Genomic DNA, 13,318 nt, shown 5'->3' with positions numbered 1-13,318 from the left:
TTGTCGCGGGGTGGTTTGGACCTGGGATGCAGAGTGCACTTTGGCAAAGAGAGGCGACTCCGGGCCTTTTGCTAATCTTCGGCACCTCATACTCGCGTCAACGCCAGGAAGAACCATGGAAACGATCCACGTAGTGCAGCCGTTCGACCGGGTAAAGAAGGGCTTGGTCCCGGGTCAGGTCTTGCAGTTCAAGACGGCCGACGAGGCTGCGCGCAGGGCAGGGCTGCTGGCCGACAAGCATGCAGGCGTCGTTGCCTACAGCATGGACATCGATGAGGAGGGCGGTGATTACGGCACACCGCGGGTGCTGTTCGAGTCGGGGGACGTTCCAGAGCTTTGATCGGCAAAAACCGGATCAGATCCCCTTGAATCTGTGCTGATCCGGCCCCCTTTTGGCGGTCGAAATGGACGCTCAGCTCTGCAACCAGCTCATGGCCTCGTCGCGCTGGTCGTATTCGAACTTGCGGACCTTGGCCAACATCAACGGATCAAGTATGTGATCGGCAAACGTGCCCATCGGGCTGCTGGTAACCAGGGCGATTTTGCTGATCTTGTCATGCACGCTGTTGACGAATTTCAGGTGTGCAAACAAGGCACCGACGCTCTGCCAGCCGGGAAATTGCCGGCTGTAGATCAAGACGCCGCGAAGCCGGTCATGATCTCCGAGATAGCTGGAGATCGTCTTGCCGACGGCTTCGAAATCGTCTTCGCTCAGTGCCTTGCCCGCGACAGGCTCCAGCACCAGGATGCCGGCCTCACTGTCCAGCGCGATGCGGATGCTCGCGCGCTCAAGCTCGCAGACCCATTCCCTGGCAACCTCGTAATTGGCGCTGCCGAAGTGCCGCAGTTCATCGGGCGAAAACAGCCTGAACAACTTGATCGCGTTCTCCATCCATTTGATGTCGCTGACGATCGCCATGCGTGCCCAGTGACCGATCCTGCCCAGCCCTAGCCGCAGGTCCTGCCATACCGCGCCGGCCTCCATGCCTTTCCATTCGCCTTCGATACAACACAACAAGTCGAGCTTTTGGTGACTTGCCAATTTTTCGTTGACCAGTGGGATGAGCTGCGTTTCGTAGTCCTCTGCGCGCAACTTGTCGGTGATTCTTATCCCGATCACGTGGTCGGGAAGTCCCTCGATCATGGTCAACATCGTGCTGTCCCTCCGGTTGTTGCGCTGGATGGCTCGGATTGCCAGGCGGTCAGTGTACTGCGTCAAAACAGCGGTTGACGTCCGACGTCTCGCTCGAAAACAAGGTCTGGCTCGCTTCATCTCGTCCTGACACCGCGCGGACGGAATGAAGCAAGGGCGGCTATCATCGCCTCATGTCCAAACTGCTTATGAATCTGCGCAACGTGCCCGATGACGAGGCCGACGACGTGCGTGCGATGCTCGACAAGCAGGGGATCGCGTACTACGAAACCAGGCCCAGCCTGTGGGGTGTTTCGGCAGGCGGAATCTGGGTGACTGAAGACGCGGCGTTCGCGGACGCCAGGCGCGCGATGGACGACTACCAGCAGCAGCGCAGCATGCGTGCGCGTGCCGAATATGCCGCCGCCAAGCGCGCAGGCACCGCGGATACGTTTTTGACGCTGCTTCGTGCAGATCCGGTGCGCGTCGTGATGAGCGTGCTGGGCATACTCTTCGCGTTGGGCCTGGTGACGATCCCGTTCTTCCTGTTGCGCGGGTAGGGTCGCGCGCGTTTGAAGTTGTCGACGTAGCGTCTGCACCACGTATTGTGGAATCCCCGACAGATCCCATCTTGGGCGCGCCATAACCCTTCTCTCCGGCTAAAGGTCATTGAGAATGGCCGTAAGGATTCGCGCGTCTGTCGGGTCAGACGGATGCGGGCGCGCCGCTATCTCGCGCCCGCGTGTCGGTGAAAATGAACCTGCCCCTATGACTTACATCGGCTGCATCGCGGCGGGCGTGCCATCGGACCAGGTGGTGACTCCGACCAGGAGCACCGACAGCGGCGGCAAGGTGGCAGCCTCGGCCTGGTGACCCTCCGTGAAGAACCAGTAGCTCCCGCCAAAGATGGGAGAGCCGGCCGCGTTGGCACCCCAATTGGCGCCATCCTTGAATGAGACGTAGAACATGACGTGTGTCATGTCGTGGCCGCCGTCATCCGACAAGTAGGCGGACTTCGACATCATGTAGCACATGGCGCCTTGCTCCAGTCGCGGGATTTCCCTGGTGCGCAGGGCGATCTTGATGCGGTCCGCGATTTCCGCATCGGTGCGGCCGGCAAGGGTCATCGCCGTGCGAAGTTTGGCGATCGGTGTGACGGCGCGCGCGGCTTGCGGGTTGTCGCATCCGGCGGCGCGAATTTTCGGATTCCACCGCTCGGGCCAGTCGGGGGCGCCGCTGAAACCCCGTGCCACCCAACAGACAAACCCGTTGGTGCCCGTGACGGCGGTTTCATAGCCGGTGCGGGTCAAGACCAGGACGGTCGCATCCCTGGAAATGGATTCGGGCGCGGCGCTTTTGGCCAGGGCGATTTCCTGGGCGCGGTCCATGAGGTAGGCATTGACGGGGGCCATGCGGGAATGGGGTTTGGCTGGATCCGCGACGGCGCCGGCGACGGCAAGCAAGACCAGCGCGGTGCACGCCAGCAGTTTGGCGGCAAGCCGGCCCATGAACTTCATCCTCGTTGTTCTGCGCATGATCCAAAGAGAGCCGCCGTCGTTGCCAGACATGTTTGGGGATATCGTCACGCATGGTTGTGCCCTCTCGGTGCGGCCGCTCGCGCGGCTCGGTTTTCAGCCTTCACTGAAACGACGAAGGGATCTGCCGGAGATCGACATCGGCCCGAAAGTTTTTTGCGGGAATCGTCCCGGCCTGGTGTCTGTTGCTATTGGAGATCAGATGCGGTGCCGAAAAACGGGTCAGGTTCGTTTTTCGAGTAACGAGCTGGCCGCCACGCGCATCAGTTCAGGCTGGTCAGCAGCGCCTGGAAACGGGGTTTGTTGCGCAGCGAGGCGAGGTCGCTGTCATTCGCCATCCAGGCACGATCACCCCAACCGAGCTCCACCGCGCGCTCGAGCAGGTCGATGGCCCGATCGTGTTCCTCCAGCACCGCAAACGTGCAGGCCGCGTTGTAGAACACCATCGGCTCGTCCTCGCTCGATCGCAGTGCCAGGTTCGCCCACTCGATCGCCTTGGCCTTCTCGCCCACCACCGCGAAATTCGCGGCGCCCATGTAGCGGGCGCGTGCGTCGTCGGGATTCACGCCCAGGGCGCGTTCGATCAGCTCGATGGCGCGATGGCGAGTCTTGCTTTCATCGTCCTTGCGGCCCATTTCGCTGTACGCCTGGGACAGGTAGACCAGCGGCAGATAGTCGGCGGGGCCGACTTCGGCGGCACGCAGGTACAACCAGGCGGCTTTCTCGAAATTGCCCAGCGAGCTGCAGATCATGCCGTACAGGAAATAGGCTTCGAGCAGGTTCGGATTGAGCATCATGGCCGTCTCGAACTGCCGCTCTGCCTCCTTGAACTGCTGGCTGACATACAGCGCCAGGCCGCGCGAGGCGTGCGCTTCAGCCGAGTCCGGATCCATCTGCAGGGCCCGCTCGCTGGCGTCCATGGCATGGGCGACATGTTCGGGATTGGGATCCAGGAAGCGATGACGCATGACGTACGCATCTGCCAGGCCGGCCCACGCCGCGGCGTACTTCGGGTCTCGTGCGATGGCGCGCTTGTACATGTCGATGGCACGCAACGAATCGCGCCGGTTCCACGCATAGAAAAACTTGCGCCCGCGCAGATAGTCGTCATAGGCCTGCACGTTGGCGGTGGCGACGTACTGGATCGCGCGGCGCTCCTTCGGTGACAGGGTGACCTTCAAGGCGTCGACAATGCTTTGGGCAATATCGTCCTGGATGGCGAACACGTCGCGCAGTTCGCGGTCATACGTCTCGGCCCACAGGTTCGAGTCGGACGCCACGTCGATCAACTGGGCGGTAAGGCGTACGCGGTTGCCCGCCCGGCGCACGCTGCCCTCGAGCACCGTGCCGACGTCCAGCTTTGCCGCGATCATCGGGAGGTCGACCTCCTTGCCCTTGAAGAAGAACGAGGAGGTTCGTGACGAAACTTTCAGCTGCGGCACCTTGGTCAGCAGGCTGAGGATCTCCTCGGCGATGCCGTCGCTGAAGTACTCGTTCTCCAGGTCGCCGCTCATGTTGGCGAACGGCAGCACGGCGATGCTGCGCCGGTCGCGGTCAAGGTCGCGGGGTGGGTGGAGCGCGTCGATCTTGGCGACGACGGCATCCGCTGGATCTTTTGCGGTGACGCTGGCGATCAGGCGATACCCCAGGCCGTGCACAGTCTGGATGTACTGCGGCTCCGCCGCGTCGTCGCCGAGCTTCTGGCGCAACTGCGAGATGACCCTGTTCAGGGTTGCCGTCGTGACGTACTTGTGCCCCCAGACGCGTTCCAACAGCTCGTCGTGCCGGATCAGTTCGCCCGGATGGGTCACGAACTGCAACAACACGGAATAGACCTTCGGCTCCAGCTCGAGTTCGTGACCATTGCGCAGCACGCGGTGGGCAGCCGGCTCGACGCGGATATCGCCGAACGCATAGTCCACCCTCGGACTGTTCGATTCTGAGGCCATCGGATGGCAATATCACAGCGGTGGGTGAGGGTCAATCGAACGCATCGACGGACGATCTGCCCGAAATCCTCATGGAATCCACACGGAATCCTCCGAAGTCCCTCAAGCATGCGCCGTGGCCCCAGCCCAAGATCAACCAACGGACATTGGGTCCGTCTGGAGGCTTCCATGAAACACCTGATCAATGCCACCACACTTGCGCTCGGACTTGTCTGCGCCGGCGGCGTCAGCGCGGCCCAGGACGAGATTCAGACCCAGGCCACCAACATGCGCGATGTCACGGTCAACGCGGGGCAGTACGAAACCTACTCGGCCGACCTGGACACGGGCTACACATTGCACGCCCTGGTCGGCAACAACCACCGGCAGTACGTTCAGGCACGGCGGGCGGCCGATAGCTCGGAAGCCCTGCGCAAGAGCGGCATCGCCGCGCCAGCACATATCGCGGTGGCCATCGACAACGCTTCAGGCCCCGGCGTGGCGAGGCAGATCCGGCTGATCGACCCTGCCCGGAACACGGTTGCCATCGTCAACGTGTATTGCAAGCGGGTGATGCCGTCGGGAGGCCCGCGCTGCCGGTTGGATCCCCTGCCGATGTCGGCCAGTAGTAGCCAGCGCCTGGCATCAGCGCAGGCCGAATACCTGCAAATCGCACAGGCGGATCTGCGTGACTAGGCAGGAAGCGCATCGCCGCAGTCGTGCGAGCGTGAGCCATCCGGATGCAACACATCGGCCGCCACTGGAACCAGGAAACAGAGGTCAGAGTGCACGCTCTCAAAAAGGACGACTCTGACCTCCGACTGGCTGTGCGATATCGAGCTCTCCTGATTTACGAGAGCGCCTTGCCGAGCAACGTTTCATACTGCTGAAGCCGCAGTCTGACGCTGATCTGCGTCACGCTGAGCCAGTGGCGCTTTTGCACGTCCATTAATGGGAAGAAATGTATTCCGAAGCCGGGTGCGCCGGCGGAAGCGCAAAGCTCGCGCGCATGCGCCTTGCCTCCTCGGCTGGTGGAAGGCCGAACAGGCGCTTGAACTCGCGGTTGAATTGCGAAGGGCTTTCGTAACCTGCCATGTAGCCGGCAGCGGTGGCCGTCATGCTCTGGCGAACCATCAACAGTCGCGCCTGGTGCAGCCGTGCTGATTTCACGTATTGCATGGGGGACATGCCGGTGATGGCCTTGAAGTGGCTGTGGAATGTCGGCACGCTCATGCCCGCTTCGTCGGCAAGCTGCGTGAGATTCAACGGTTGCGCATAAGTGGCATGAATGCGTCGCAGGGCCTTGCCGATTTTTCCGAACTGTCCCCGCCTTGTCAGGGCCGCGCGCAGAGCGCTGCCCTGAGCGCCAGTCAGGACGCGAAAGTACAGTTCCCGGACCAGCGCCGGGCCGAGCACCGCCGCATCGAGTGGTTCGCCTATCGTCTCGAGGAACCGCAGGACGGATGATTTCAGTGCCTCGTCCATCGGGCTGGACATCATGCTTTGTGGTGCAGCTGCGGGCGTGGAAATTCCCTGCCTGTCGATCTGGATCATGAGTTCGGCCGCGACCTTGAAGTCCAGGTGCATGTAGATGGCCAGCAAGGGCCGCTCTGGCGATGCATCGGTTTCCATGACAAAAGGCACCGGAACGGATACGGCCAGGTAGTGCTGCTCGTCATAGCGATAGACCTGATCCCTGAAATAGCCGCGCTTGCATCCTTGGCACACGATGACGATCCCCGGGTCATAGAGCACGGGTGTGCGGGGCAGCGGGTGATCGGAGCGCAGGATGCGCACGTCCGGCAGCGTCGTCAGGTTGTAACCCTCCCGAGGGGCGAGGGCACGAAGCAAATCCACCATGCGCTGCCGGTCCGACGCTACGTCTGTATGCATCAAAGAACGCTGCTTCATAAGAATAGGCAACAAAAAGAGAACATGAGGTCCATAAAACAATGGGCCGAGAGAATAGTCTGCACTTCTCCCTTTGCCGCAGGCTATCAACATGTCATCTTCAAAAACACTGCTCATAACGGGTGTGAGCAGCGGCTTTGGTCGCGCACTGGCTCAGGAGGCGCTCGCCTGCGGCCATCGTGTTGTGGGCACGGTGCGCAGCGCTGAAGCAAGGCAGTCGTTCGAGGCGCTTGGCGCTACCCACGCGTTCGCACGCATTCTCGACGTGACAGACTTCGAGGCGATCGACGGCGTGGTTGCCGAAATCGAAGCCGACATCGGTGCGGTGGACGTGCTGGTCAACAATGCTGGTTACGGCCATGAGGGCGTGATGGAAGAGTCCCCCCTGGAGGACATGCGCCGGCAGTTCGATGTCAACGTGTTCGGTGCAGTGGCAATGATGAAGGCGATGCTGCCGTACATGCGTCGGCGTCGCCGCGGCCACATCCTCAACATCACCTCGATGGGCGGTTTCATTACCATGCCCGGCATTGCCTACTACTGCGGCAGCAAGTTTGCTCTGGAAGGGATTTCCGAAGTGCTGGGCAAGGAAGTCCGGCCCTTTGGTATCGCAGTGACGGCGGTGGCGCCTGGCTCATTTCGCACGGATTGGGCCGGCCGATCCATGGTCCGCACGCCCCGATCCATCGCCGACTACGACGCCTTGTTCGATCCGATTCGCGAGGCTCGCGAGAAAAAAAGCGGCAGGCAACTCGGCGATCCGCTCAAGGCTGCCCGCGCGATGCTGGCGATCATCGACAGCGACTCGCCGCCCAGCCATTTGCTTTTGGGAAGCGATGCGCTTGGACTGGTTCGCGAAAAGCTGACGGCCGCTGCTGCCGAAATCGATACATGGGAGACGGTGACGCGTTCCACCGATGGCTGATCGCCTTCCGAGGCGTCGCGTCGCGCGACAACGGTGGTGCGAGACACGGCAGGTGGGCGCGAGCAGGGATTTCAGGTCGCGTGATTTGCTCCGTCCCTGATTCGCACGCGTGACCTTCGTCCCATGCGCGAGAGCGCCAGAACGCTAAAGTCGGACTATTGTGCGCGGTATGAGTCCGTGCGCGTTCGAGAAGAGGCTGTCATGACGCTACGCCATGTTTCTGGATCCGCCATCGTGCTGGCGCTGGCGATGCTGTTCGCCACACCGCTGTGGGCGCAGTCGCACAATATGCTGTCGGCGCAGGAACGTACCGAAGGCTGGCAGCTTCTGTTTGATGGCCATAGCCTGAAGGGCTGGCATGGCTACAACCAGAAGGGTACGGGCAAGGACTGGTCGGTGGTGGACGGCGCGATCCGCCTGGAACGTGGGCACGACGGTGACTTGAAGGACTTCCAGGACCTGATCACCGACGCCAGCTATGCGAACTACGACCTCAAGCTGGAATGGAAAATGAGCCCGTGCGCCGACGCCGGCGTGCTGTTCAATGTGCACGAGACGCCTGCCGATACCTATTCGTTTCAGAGTGGGGTCGAGATGCAGATCGCCGACCTCGCCTGCACCGTGCCCGACAGCCGGGTGCTGTACGAACGTTCCGGCGACATGTTCGATCTGTACGCCGCACCGTATGAGTCGGTGCGTGAGGCCGGGCAATGGAACCAGATCGAGATCCGCGTCGACCACGGTCACGTGCAGTTCGTGCAGAACGGCCGGACGACCGTGGATACCACGCTTTGGGGCGACGCCTGGAAGGCCCGCGTGGCGCAGACAAAATTCGCGCACTGGCCCAACTTCGCGCGTTTCCACGAGGGTCATATCGCCCTGCAGGGGACGGAAGACAAGGGCGAGAATGGTCACCCGATCCATCTATGGTTTCGCGACATCCGCATCAAGGCGCTTTAGAAGCGCTTGCCGATGGGAGGCCTGAAAATGACGCGCGCAATTGTCGTCGGGAAGACAACCACCAAGGTGGCTGCAAAACCAGGTGCCAGCCCGGTCGCCAAGGTGAAATCGAAGGCACGCGAACCCGGCAAAGTGGTCGCCACGAAACTCCCGGCCGCCATGACGGGCCGGGCCAGTGCTGCGAAGGCCAAGGACGGAGACGAGCCGGTTTTTGCCTATATCCGCAGCCTGCCGCAGCCACAACGCGGCATCGCCGAACGCGTCGATGCGCTGGCGGCCAGGACGCTGCCGGGCTTGAAGCGCTCCGTGAAATGGGGAATGGCCTGGTATGGGGTCGGCGACGGCTGGTGTTTCTCCTGCGGCGGCTTCGCCGGCCACGTCAAGCTCACGTTCGGCCGCGGCACCGCACTCAAGCCCGTACCACCTGTCACGCCGATCGGGATGGGCAAGGACTCGCGAGGCGTGGACCTCGAATCGGTGGAAGAGCTCGATGAACGCCAGGCCGCGTCGTGGATGAAACAAGCCACGGCGATCCCCGGCTTCGGAAAGAAGAAATAAGCCCGGGAAGCGAAAACAGGGTCGGGGTGCGTTCGCTCGGCAGGCTCGACTCTGGCTCCTGTTTTTTTACGAGTCGTGGTTGTCTGGCCATAGCCTCAGGATCGGCATGCCCCATCGGTGGCGGCTTCAGACGTTTCGCCTCGTGGGAGCTGGCCTGTCCCGCTTGTCGGAAAGAAAACCTGATCCCGTTCGGGTGGCAGGCCTGGCGATGGCGTGGAGGGCTTGCCCGCCAAGCGGCGGGCCAGTTCCGGGTCGGGGATATGACCATGCAGGAACAAAAGGTCGGTCCAGAGCGAGCTCATGGGGGTCTCCGGCAAGCGGTCGCGAAAGCGGGTGGAGTGGGATTCATCAAAGTCGACTCTTTGACGCCCACCCCAGAGCTTCAAATAAGTGCCATTCGGATCAGCCTCTTCCCGAGGGGTGACTCAGTGGCCGATGCGCCGCCAAACCGATAACGGCACATTACCGTCCGGACGCGGCGGTACCCGGTAGCTGAGCGTGTCGCCGCGCAACTCGAAGGCGCGGCTTTGCTCCTGTCCCTCCCAATTGGGGAAGGAGGCACCTTCGATGTGGAACACCAGCTGGTGCCGTGCCGGGTCGACCGCAATCGTGCCGTAATGGGTGCTCGCGCCCAACATCGCCGCCCGGAATTCCTGCGTGCTGCCCTTGGCCTTGGCCGGGTCGGCAAAGCGCGGGCGGTCAGCGCGGAAAATCTGCAGCGAGTAGTGGCCCATGCGGTCGATCAGCAGCAGGCCCTTCGGCGCATCGCCGTAGTCGTGCGAGCGTGAGCCATCGGGATGCAGCACATCGGCCGCCACCAGCGTCCAGGTTCCGGCCAAGGAAACATCGCCGCGGGTGTCGACTGCCCTGGCGCCGGAACTCCAGGCCAGGGTGGGCAGCAGACAGGCGATGGCGGCAAGGCGAGGGAATAGGCGGTGCAGGTTCATGGGTTTCCTCCTTCGAATCGGGTGCCGCACTCGTTGGTGGGGCCTCGCCGATCGTAGGACTTGCAAACATGCGGAAAAAGCGAATAATTTGATCGAAACACTTTCGAATTGCTTACCAATGCCGCTTCCCAACCTCGACATGGACGCGTTGCGCAGCCTGGTGGCGATCCTGCACCTGGACGGCTTGGCCCGTGCCGCGGAACGGATCGGGCGCTCGCCCTCGGCGATCAGCCAGCAGATGCGCAAGCTGGAGTCGCAGCTGGGCCAGCCGCTGTTTCGCAAGCAGGGCCGCCGCGTGGTGTTGACCGAGGCGGGCGACCGAATACACGCCTACGCGCGCCGCATCCTGGAGCTCAACGATGAAGCGGTCCACGCAGTGCGCGGTGCGGCGATCGACGGTACGGTGCGCTTCGGCCTGCCGGGCGACTTCGCCGAGTCCTGGTTGCCGGCGGCGCTGGGGCAGTTCAGGAAGGCCTATCCGGCGGTGCGGGTGGATGTTCTGGTCGAACGCAACGGGCTGCTGCTCGAACGGCTCGACCGGGGCGAGCTTGACCTGGTCCTTGCCCTGAATCAGGGCGCGCGCGCGGATGCCGAGCGTCTGGCCACGCTTCCGATGACCTGGATCGGACCGGCAGGGACGGACGAGGTCGTGCGGCCTGCCGCGGTGCTGGATCTGGCGCTCTACCAGCCGCCGTGTTTCTTCCGTCAGGCCGGTACGGCTGCACTGGATCGGGCCGGCATCGCCTGGCGGCCGGCTTTTGTCACCGCCAGCCTGCACAGCCTGTGGGCCGGCGTGGCAGCAGGCCTGGGCGTCACCGTGCGCACGGGCGCCGACCTCCCGCCCTCGCTGATGCGCCTGGATGAGCATCACGGCCTGCCGTCGCTGCCGGGCGTGGACCTGTGCTTGCATACCGCCCCTGGCCCACCGTCGGCGGCGCTGACACATCTGCGGCAAGCGGTGATGGAGCAGGCACAGACGCATCTGGGCAAAAAGGATCAAGCGAAAAAAGGGTGACACTTTTACTACCCCGTTTACTACCGCAAGAACGGGGTCATGCCCTGGGCATCTCGCTTTTGTCGTTGCCCGTTGTCGTGGTTATTTCGTCAGGGGCAGAATGCGTTCCCTGAGAATCTTGTACTCCGCATCGACCACGTCCTGGTTGGGATCATGGCCGGCGTGTTCGAGTATCACCATGTACTTCTGCGGGGCTTTCAGACTGGCGTAGTAGCGCTGGGCGACCGCAGGCAGCGCGAGCAGGTCGTGCGCGCCTTCGACAAAGAACATCGGGATCGCAAAGTCGGTGCCGAGCGCGGGCAAGTTGATGTGCGAGGCCATGCCATCGTTGTGCATGCCGACGAAGTTGAGGAAGGAGTAGTCCTCGCCGGCCTCGTAGTCGGCTTTGGCTTTTGGCGCGTCGTATTCCGCGACAGGGATCGACCATGCTTCCGGTGGCGGCGTGGTGACCTTGGCCTCGTATTTGCGGATCACCCGGCGCACCTTGCCGAAGCTGCGTGGATCGTCCCACGGGGGTTTGCCGACACCTTGCAGTACGGCCAGCGAAGGCTTGTCATCGGCGGCACGCACCAGCTTGAGCAGATTTGCGTAGCTGGCGGCCTCGTTCTCGCGCACGCTTACCAATTGCGAGGTACCCAGGTACGCGTAGAACAGTTCGGGATGGGACTTGGCCATATGGACGGCCAGCACGGAGCCCCACGAGCTGCCCCACAGGATCACCTTCTTCTTGCCGTAGCAGTGCGCAATATAGGCGGCCAGTTCGTTGCCGTCGTCGCGCATCTGCTCGATCGTCAACACGGCACCGGCCGCTGGCGGGCTGCGGCCGAAGGTCTTGCCGGCACCGCGCTGGTCCCACTGCACGAGGGTGAAATCCTTGCTCCACGCACCGTACACCGCGTCCGAAAGGCCGCTGAGGGGATTGCCCGGGCCACCGCTGATGAACAGGATCACCGGATTTGCACAGCTGTCACCTTTGACGGTGATCCACTGCTCGATGCCGCCGATGGTCACGAAGCCCTTTTCGTCCAGCCTGGTGGGGGCGGACGTGCAGGCGGGCGAGATGCCGCTGTCCTTCGCAGTGAGGATGGTGGCCTGGGCGTGGACGCCCTGCACGGATGCGCAGAGAAACCCGACGATGAGGCAACTACTGAAGAGCTTGAGCACGGTCTGGCGTCCATGGGATGCACCGGCGAAGCGCCGGCCATCGAGCATAGGGGATGCTTCCTCCGTCCAGTTTTTGATCGAGTCGCGCGGGTTCGCGATCGCACATGTGTTCGCCGGTCTACAGGAGTAGCGTGATCACGCTGGGAGTCAGAGAACGGGCGGTGCGGCATCTCTGGGGACAACCCGGGTAATTCGGACAGATCCTGGCCACGGTTCACAACCAGTGGGAGAAGGACGATGAAAAAACTATTGATCGGCGGCATGCTGCTGGCATTGCTGCTGCCTTGTCACGCCATGGCTCAGAGTGCATTCGATGGCACCTGGAAGATCGATATCAACAAGGTGCAGGCTTCCAACAAGCCGGAAGTGATCACGCTGAAGGACGGTGAATACTCGTGCAACTGCACCCCGCCAATCCACGTCAAGGCAGACGGCATGGACCACGCGGTCACGGGGCACCCGACGATGGACACGGTGTCGGTGAAGATCGTCGACGACCACACCATCACCGAAACCGGCAAGAAGAACGGCAAGGTGGTCTATACCGACACCACCAAGGTGGCGGACGACGGCAAGACGGCCACCTTTGAATCCACCAATGAGCGCGATGACAACTCCGCGACTGTCAAGGGCACGCTGACCCGCGTGGGCAAGGCCGCGGCCGGATCGCATGCGGTAGCCGGCTCGTGGCATGCATCAAGCTTCCAGTCCGCTTCGGACAACATGCTGAGCTATACCTACAAGGTCGCCGGAAACGACGTCAGCATGAGCAATCCACGCGGCGAGTCCTACAAGGCCAGGCTCGATGGCAAGCCTGTGCCCTACACCGGCGACCCGGGCACCGACAAGATCGCGGTGAAAATGGTCGGCAAATCCATGCAGGAAACAACCAGTCTGGCCGGCAAGGTAACCTCGGTGGCTACCATGACAGTGTCTGCCGACGGCAAGAGCATGACTACTGTGATCACGAACAAGCCCAGCAATCGCAAGATCACCCTCGTGGCGATGAAGCAGTGATCCGGTAGCCGTCATGCGTCGAACTGACAGCGAGAGAACGGGGCGGGGGAATGGGCCTGAGGAATGGGCCTGAGGCATTCCCTCCGTCGTCCATAGCGACCTTGCCACAAAGTTTCGATGCATTTGATGGCGGAAGTTGAACTGGCGCGGCCTCCGTCTCCCTTCGACAGGGAGACGGAGGCGGTTGGGTGGCTTATTCGATGATGTTGGCCGTGACGTGGTACAC

At 62.3% G+C, this 13,318-nt stretch carries 14 protein-coding genes; 8 read left to right on the top strand and 6 right to left on the bottom strand.

Annotation, left to right across the window (positions count from 1 at the left end):
• The first annotated feature begins 115 nt into the window (after nucleotides 1-115).
• On the top strand, nucleotides 116-340 hold the full coding sequence (locus ACPPVV_RS12070) for a hypothetical protein (RefSeq protein WP_426700135.1): 225 nt from the start codon (nucleotides 116-118) through the stop codon (nucleotides 338-340).
• Between the two features lie 72 nt (nucleotides 341-412).
• On the opposite strand, the gene ACPPVV_RS12065 is transcribed toward ACPPVV_RS12070, so the two are convergent.
• Nucleotides 413-1,153, bottom strand: coding sequence for an STAS/SEC14 domain-containing protein (locus ACPPVV_RS12065; protein WP_426700134.1), 741 nt, complete (start codon nucleotides 1,151-1,153; stop codon nucleotides 413-415).
• A gap of 173 nt (nucleotides 1,154-1,326) precedes the next feature.
• Here ACPPVV_RS12065 and ACPPVV_RS12060 point away from each other — a divergent pair, with 173 nt between their 5' ends.
• Complete coding sequence (locus ACPPVV_RS12060) at nucleotides 1,327-1,692, top strand: DUF6164 family protein (RefSeq protein WP_426700133.1); 366 nt, start codon at nucleotides 1,327-1,329, stop codon at nucleotides 1,690-1,692.
• A 213-nt stretch (nucleotides 1,693-1,905) separates the two neighbouring features.
• On the opposite strand, the gene ACPPVV_RS12055 is transcribed toward ACPPVV_RS12060, so the two are convergent.
• Both ACPPVV_RS12055 and ACPPVV_RS12050 read right to left on the bottom strand, forming a co-directional pair.
• The gene (locus tag ACPPVV_RS12055; RefSeq protein WP_426700132.1) at nucleotides 1,906-2,700 is read right to left on the bottom strand and encodes a hypothetical protein; all 795 of its coding nucleotides are present in this window, start codon (nucleotides 2,698-2,700) and stop codon (nucleotides 1,906-1,908) included.
• Nucleotides 2,701-2,930: 230 nt separating this feature from the next.
• On the bottom strand, nucleotides 2,931-4,616 hold the full coding sequence (locus ACPPVV_RS12050; RefSeq protein WP_426700131.1) for a TPR end-of-group domain-containing protein: 1,686 nt from the start codon (nucleotides 4,614-4,616) through the stop codon (nucleotides 2,931-2,933).
• Nucleotides 4,617-4,784: 168 nt separating this feature from the next.
• On the opposite strand from ACPPVV_RS12050, the gene ACPPVV_RS12045 reads away from it, so the two are divergent.
• The gene (locus tag ACPPVV_RS12045) at nucleotides 4,785-5,291 is read left to right on the top strand and encodes a hypothetical protein (protein WP_426700130.1); all 507 of its coding nucleotides are present in this window, start codon (nucleotides 4,785-4,787) and stop codon (nucleotides 5,289-5,291) included.
• A 252-nt stretch (nucleotides 5,292-5,543) separates the two neighbouring features.
• Here ACPPVV_RS12045 and ACPPVV_RS12040 read toward each other — a convergent pair whose 3' ends face one another.
• Nucleotides 5,544-6,488, bottom strand: coding sequence for an AraC family transcriptional regulator (locus ACPPVV_RS12040; RefSeq protein ID WP_426700129.1), 945 nt, complete (start codon nucleotides 6,486-6,488; stop codon nucleotides 5,544-5,546).
• Between the two features lie 109 nt (nucleotides 6,489-6,597).
• On the opposite strand from ACPPVV_RS12040, the gene ACPPVV_RS12035 reads away from it, so the two are divergent.
• The 3 genes from ACPPVV_RS12035 to ACPPVV_RS12025 all read left to right on the top strand — a co-directional run bounded on the left by ACPPVV_RS12035 (nucleotide 6,598) and on the right by ACPPVV_RS12025 (nucleotide 8,949).
• Nucleotides 6,598-7,431 (top strand): oxidoreductase, encoded by an 834-nt coding sequence (locus ACPPVV_RS12035; protein WP_426700128.1) that lies wholly within the window; start codon nucleotides 6,598-6,600, stop codon nucleotides 7,429-7,431.
• A gap of 201 nt (nucleotides 7,432-7,632) precedes the next feature.
• The gene (locus tag ACPPVV_RS12030; protein ID WP_426700127.1) at nucleotides 7,633-8,391 is read left to right on the top strand and encodes a 3-keto-disaccharide hydrolase; all 759 of its coding nucleotides are present in this window, start codon (nucleotides 7,633-7,635) and stop codon (nucleotides 8,389-8,391) included.
• Nucleotides 8,392-8,418: 27 nt separating this feature from the next.
• Nucleotides 8,419-8,949 (top strand): DUF1801 domain-containing protein, encoded by a 531-nt coding sequence (locus tag ACPPVV_RS12025; RefSeq protein ID WP_426700126.1) that lies wholly within the window; start codon nucleotides 8,419-8,421, stop codon nucleotides 8,947-8,949.
• Between the two features lie 425 nt (nucleotides 8,950-9,374).
• Here the strand turns inward: ACPPVV_RS12025 and ACPPVV_RS12020 are convergent, their stop codons facing one another.
• Nucleotides 9,375-9,896 (bottom strand): lipocalin-like domain-containing protein, encoded by a 522-nt coding sequence (locus ACPPVV_RS12020; protein WP_426700125.1) that lies wholly within the window; start codon nucleotides 9,894-9,896, stop codon nucleotides 9,375-9,377.
• 139 nt (nucleotides 9,897-10,035) lie between these two features.
• Between ACPPVV_RS12020 and ACPPVV_RS12015 the strand changes: the two genes are divergently transcribed.
• Complete coding sequence (locus ACPPVV_RS12015; RefSeq protein WP_426700124.1) at nucleotides 10,036-10,911, top strand: LysR substrate-binding domain-containing protein; 876 nt, start codon at nucleotides 10,036-10,038, stop codon at nucleotides 10,909-10,911.
• Nucleotides 10,912-10,992: 81 nt separating this feature from the next.
• On the opposite strand, the gene ACPPVV_RS12010 is transcribed toward ACPPVV_RS12015, so the two are convergent.
• Nucleotides 10,993-12,123: an alpha/beta hydrolase gene (locus ACPPVV_RS12010; RefSeq protein WP_426700123.1), complete on the bottom strand. Its 1,131-nt coding sequence runs from the start codon at nucleotides 12,121-12,123 to the stop codon at nucleotides 10,993-10,995.
• 189 nt (nucleotides 12,124-12,312) lie between these two features.
• Here ACPPVV_RS12010 and ACPPVV_RS12005 point away from each other — a divergent pair, with 189 nt between their 5' ends.
• The gene (locus ACPPVV_RS12005; RefSeq protein WP_426700122.1) at nucleotides 12,313-13,092 is read left to right on the top strand and encodes a hypothetical protein; all 780 of its coding nucleotides are present in this window, start codon (nucleotides 12,313-12,315) and stop codon (nucleotides 13,090-13,092) included.
• The last annotated feature ends 226 nt before the right edge of the window (nucleotides 13,093-13,318 follow it).

Source organism: Rhodanobacter sp. Col0626, assembly GCF_049994385.1.
Taxonomy (GTDB): Bacteria; Pseudomonadota; Gammaproteobacteria; order Xanthomonadales; family Rhodanobacteraceae; genus Rhodanobacter.
The sequence above is the reverse complement of the archived record's forward strand: the minus strand, read 5'-3'. Positions and strand labels throughout refer to the sequence as shown.

Bases quoted from the DNA above. Each gene is read 5' to 3' on its own strand.
- ACPPVV_RS12070 (WP_426700135.1), top strand. From the start codon at position 116: ATGGAAACGATCCACGTAGTGCAGCCGTTCGACCGGGTAAAGAAGGGC.
- ACPPVV_RS12065 (WP_426700134.1), bottom strand. From the start codon at position 1,153: ATGTTGACCATGATCGAGGGACTTCCCGACCACGTGATCGGGATAAGA.
- ACPPVV_RS12060 (WP_426700133.1), top strand. From the start codon at position 1,327: ATGTCCAAACTGCTTATGAATCTGCGCAACGTGCCCGATGACGAGGCC.
- ACPPVV_RS12055 (WP_426700132.1), bottom strand. From the start codon at position 2,700: ATGTCTGGCAACGACGGCGGCTCTCTTTGGATCATGCGCAGAACAACG.
- ACPPVV_RS12050 (WP_426700131.1), bottom strand. From the start codon at position 4,616: ATGGCCTCAGAATCGAACAGTCCGAGGGTGGACTATGCGTTCGGCGAT.
- ACPPVV_RS12045 (WP_426700130.1), top strand. From the start codon at position 4,785: ATGAAACACCTGATCAATGCCACCACACTTGCGCTCGGACTTGTCTGC.
- ACPPVV_RS12040 (WP_426700129.1), bottom strand. From the start codon at position 6,488: ATGCATACAGACGTAGCGTCGGACCGGCAGCGCATGGTGGATTTGCTT.
- ACPPVV_RS12035 (WP_426700128.1), top strand. From the start codon at position 6,598: ATGTCATCTTCAAAAACACTGCTCATAACGGGTGTGAGCAGCGGCTTT.
- ACPPVV_RS12030 (WP_426700127.1), top strand. From the start codon at position 7,633: ATGACGCTACGCCATGTTTCTGGATCCGCCATCGTGCTGGCGCTGGCG.
- ACPPVV_RS12025 (WP_426700126.1), top strand. From the start codon at position 8,419: ATGACGCGCGCAATTGTCGTCGGGAAGACAACCACCAAGGTGGCTGCA.
- ACPPVV_RS12020 (WP_426700125.1), bottom strand. From the start codon at position 9,896: ATGAACCTGCACCGCCTATTCCCTCGCCTTGCCGCCATCGCCTGTCTG.
- ACPPVV_RS12015 (WP_426700124.1), top strand. From the start codon at position 10,036: ATGGACGCGTTGCGCAGCCTGGTGGCGATCCTGCACCTGGACGGCTTG.
- ACPPVV_RS12010 (WP_426700123.1), bottom strand. From the start codon at position 12,123: ATGCTCGATGGCCGGCGCTTCGCCGGTGCATCCCATGGACGCCAGACC.
- ACPPVV_RS12005 (WP_426700122.1), top strand. From the start codon at position 12,313: ATGAAAAAACTATTGATCGGCGGCATGCTGCTGGCATTGCTGCTGCCT.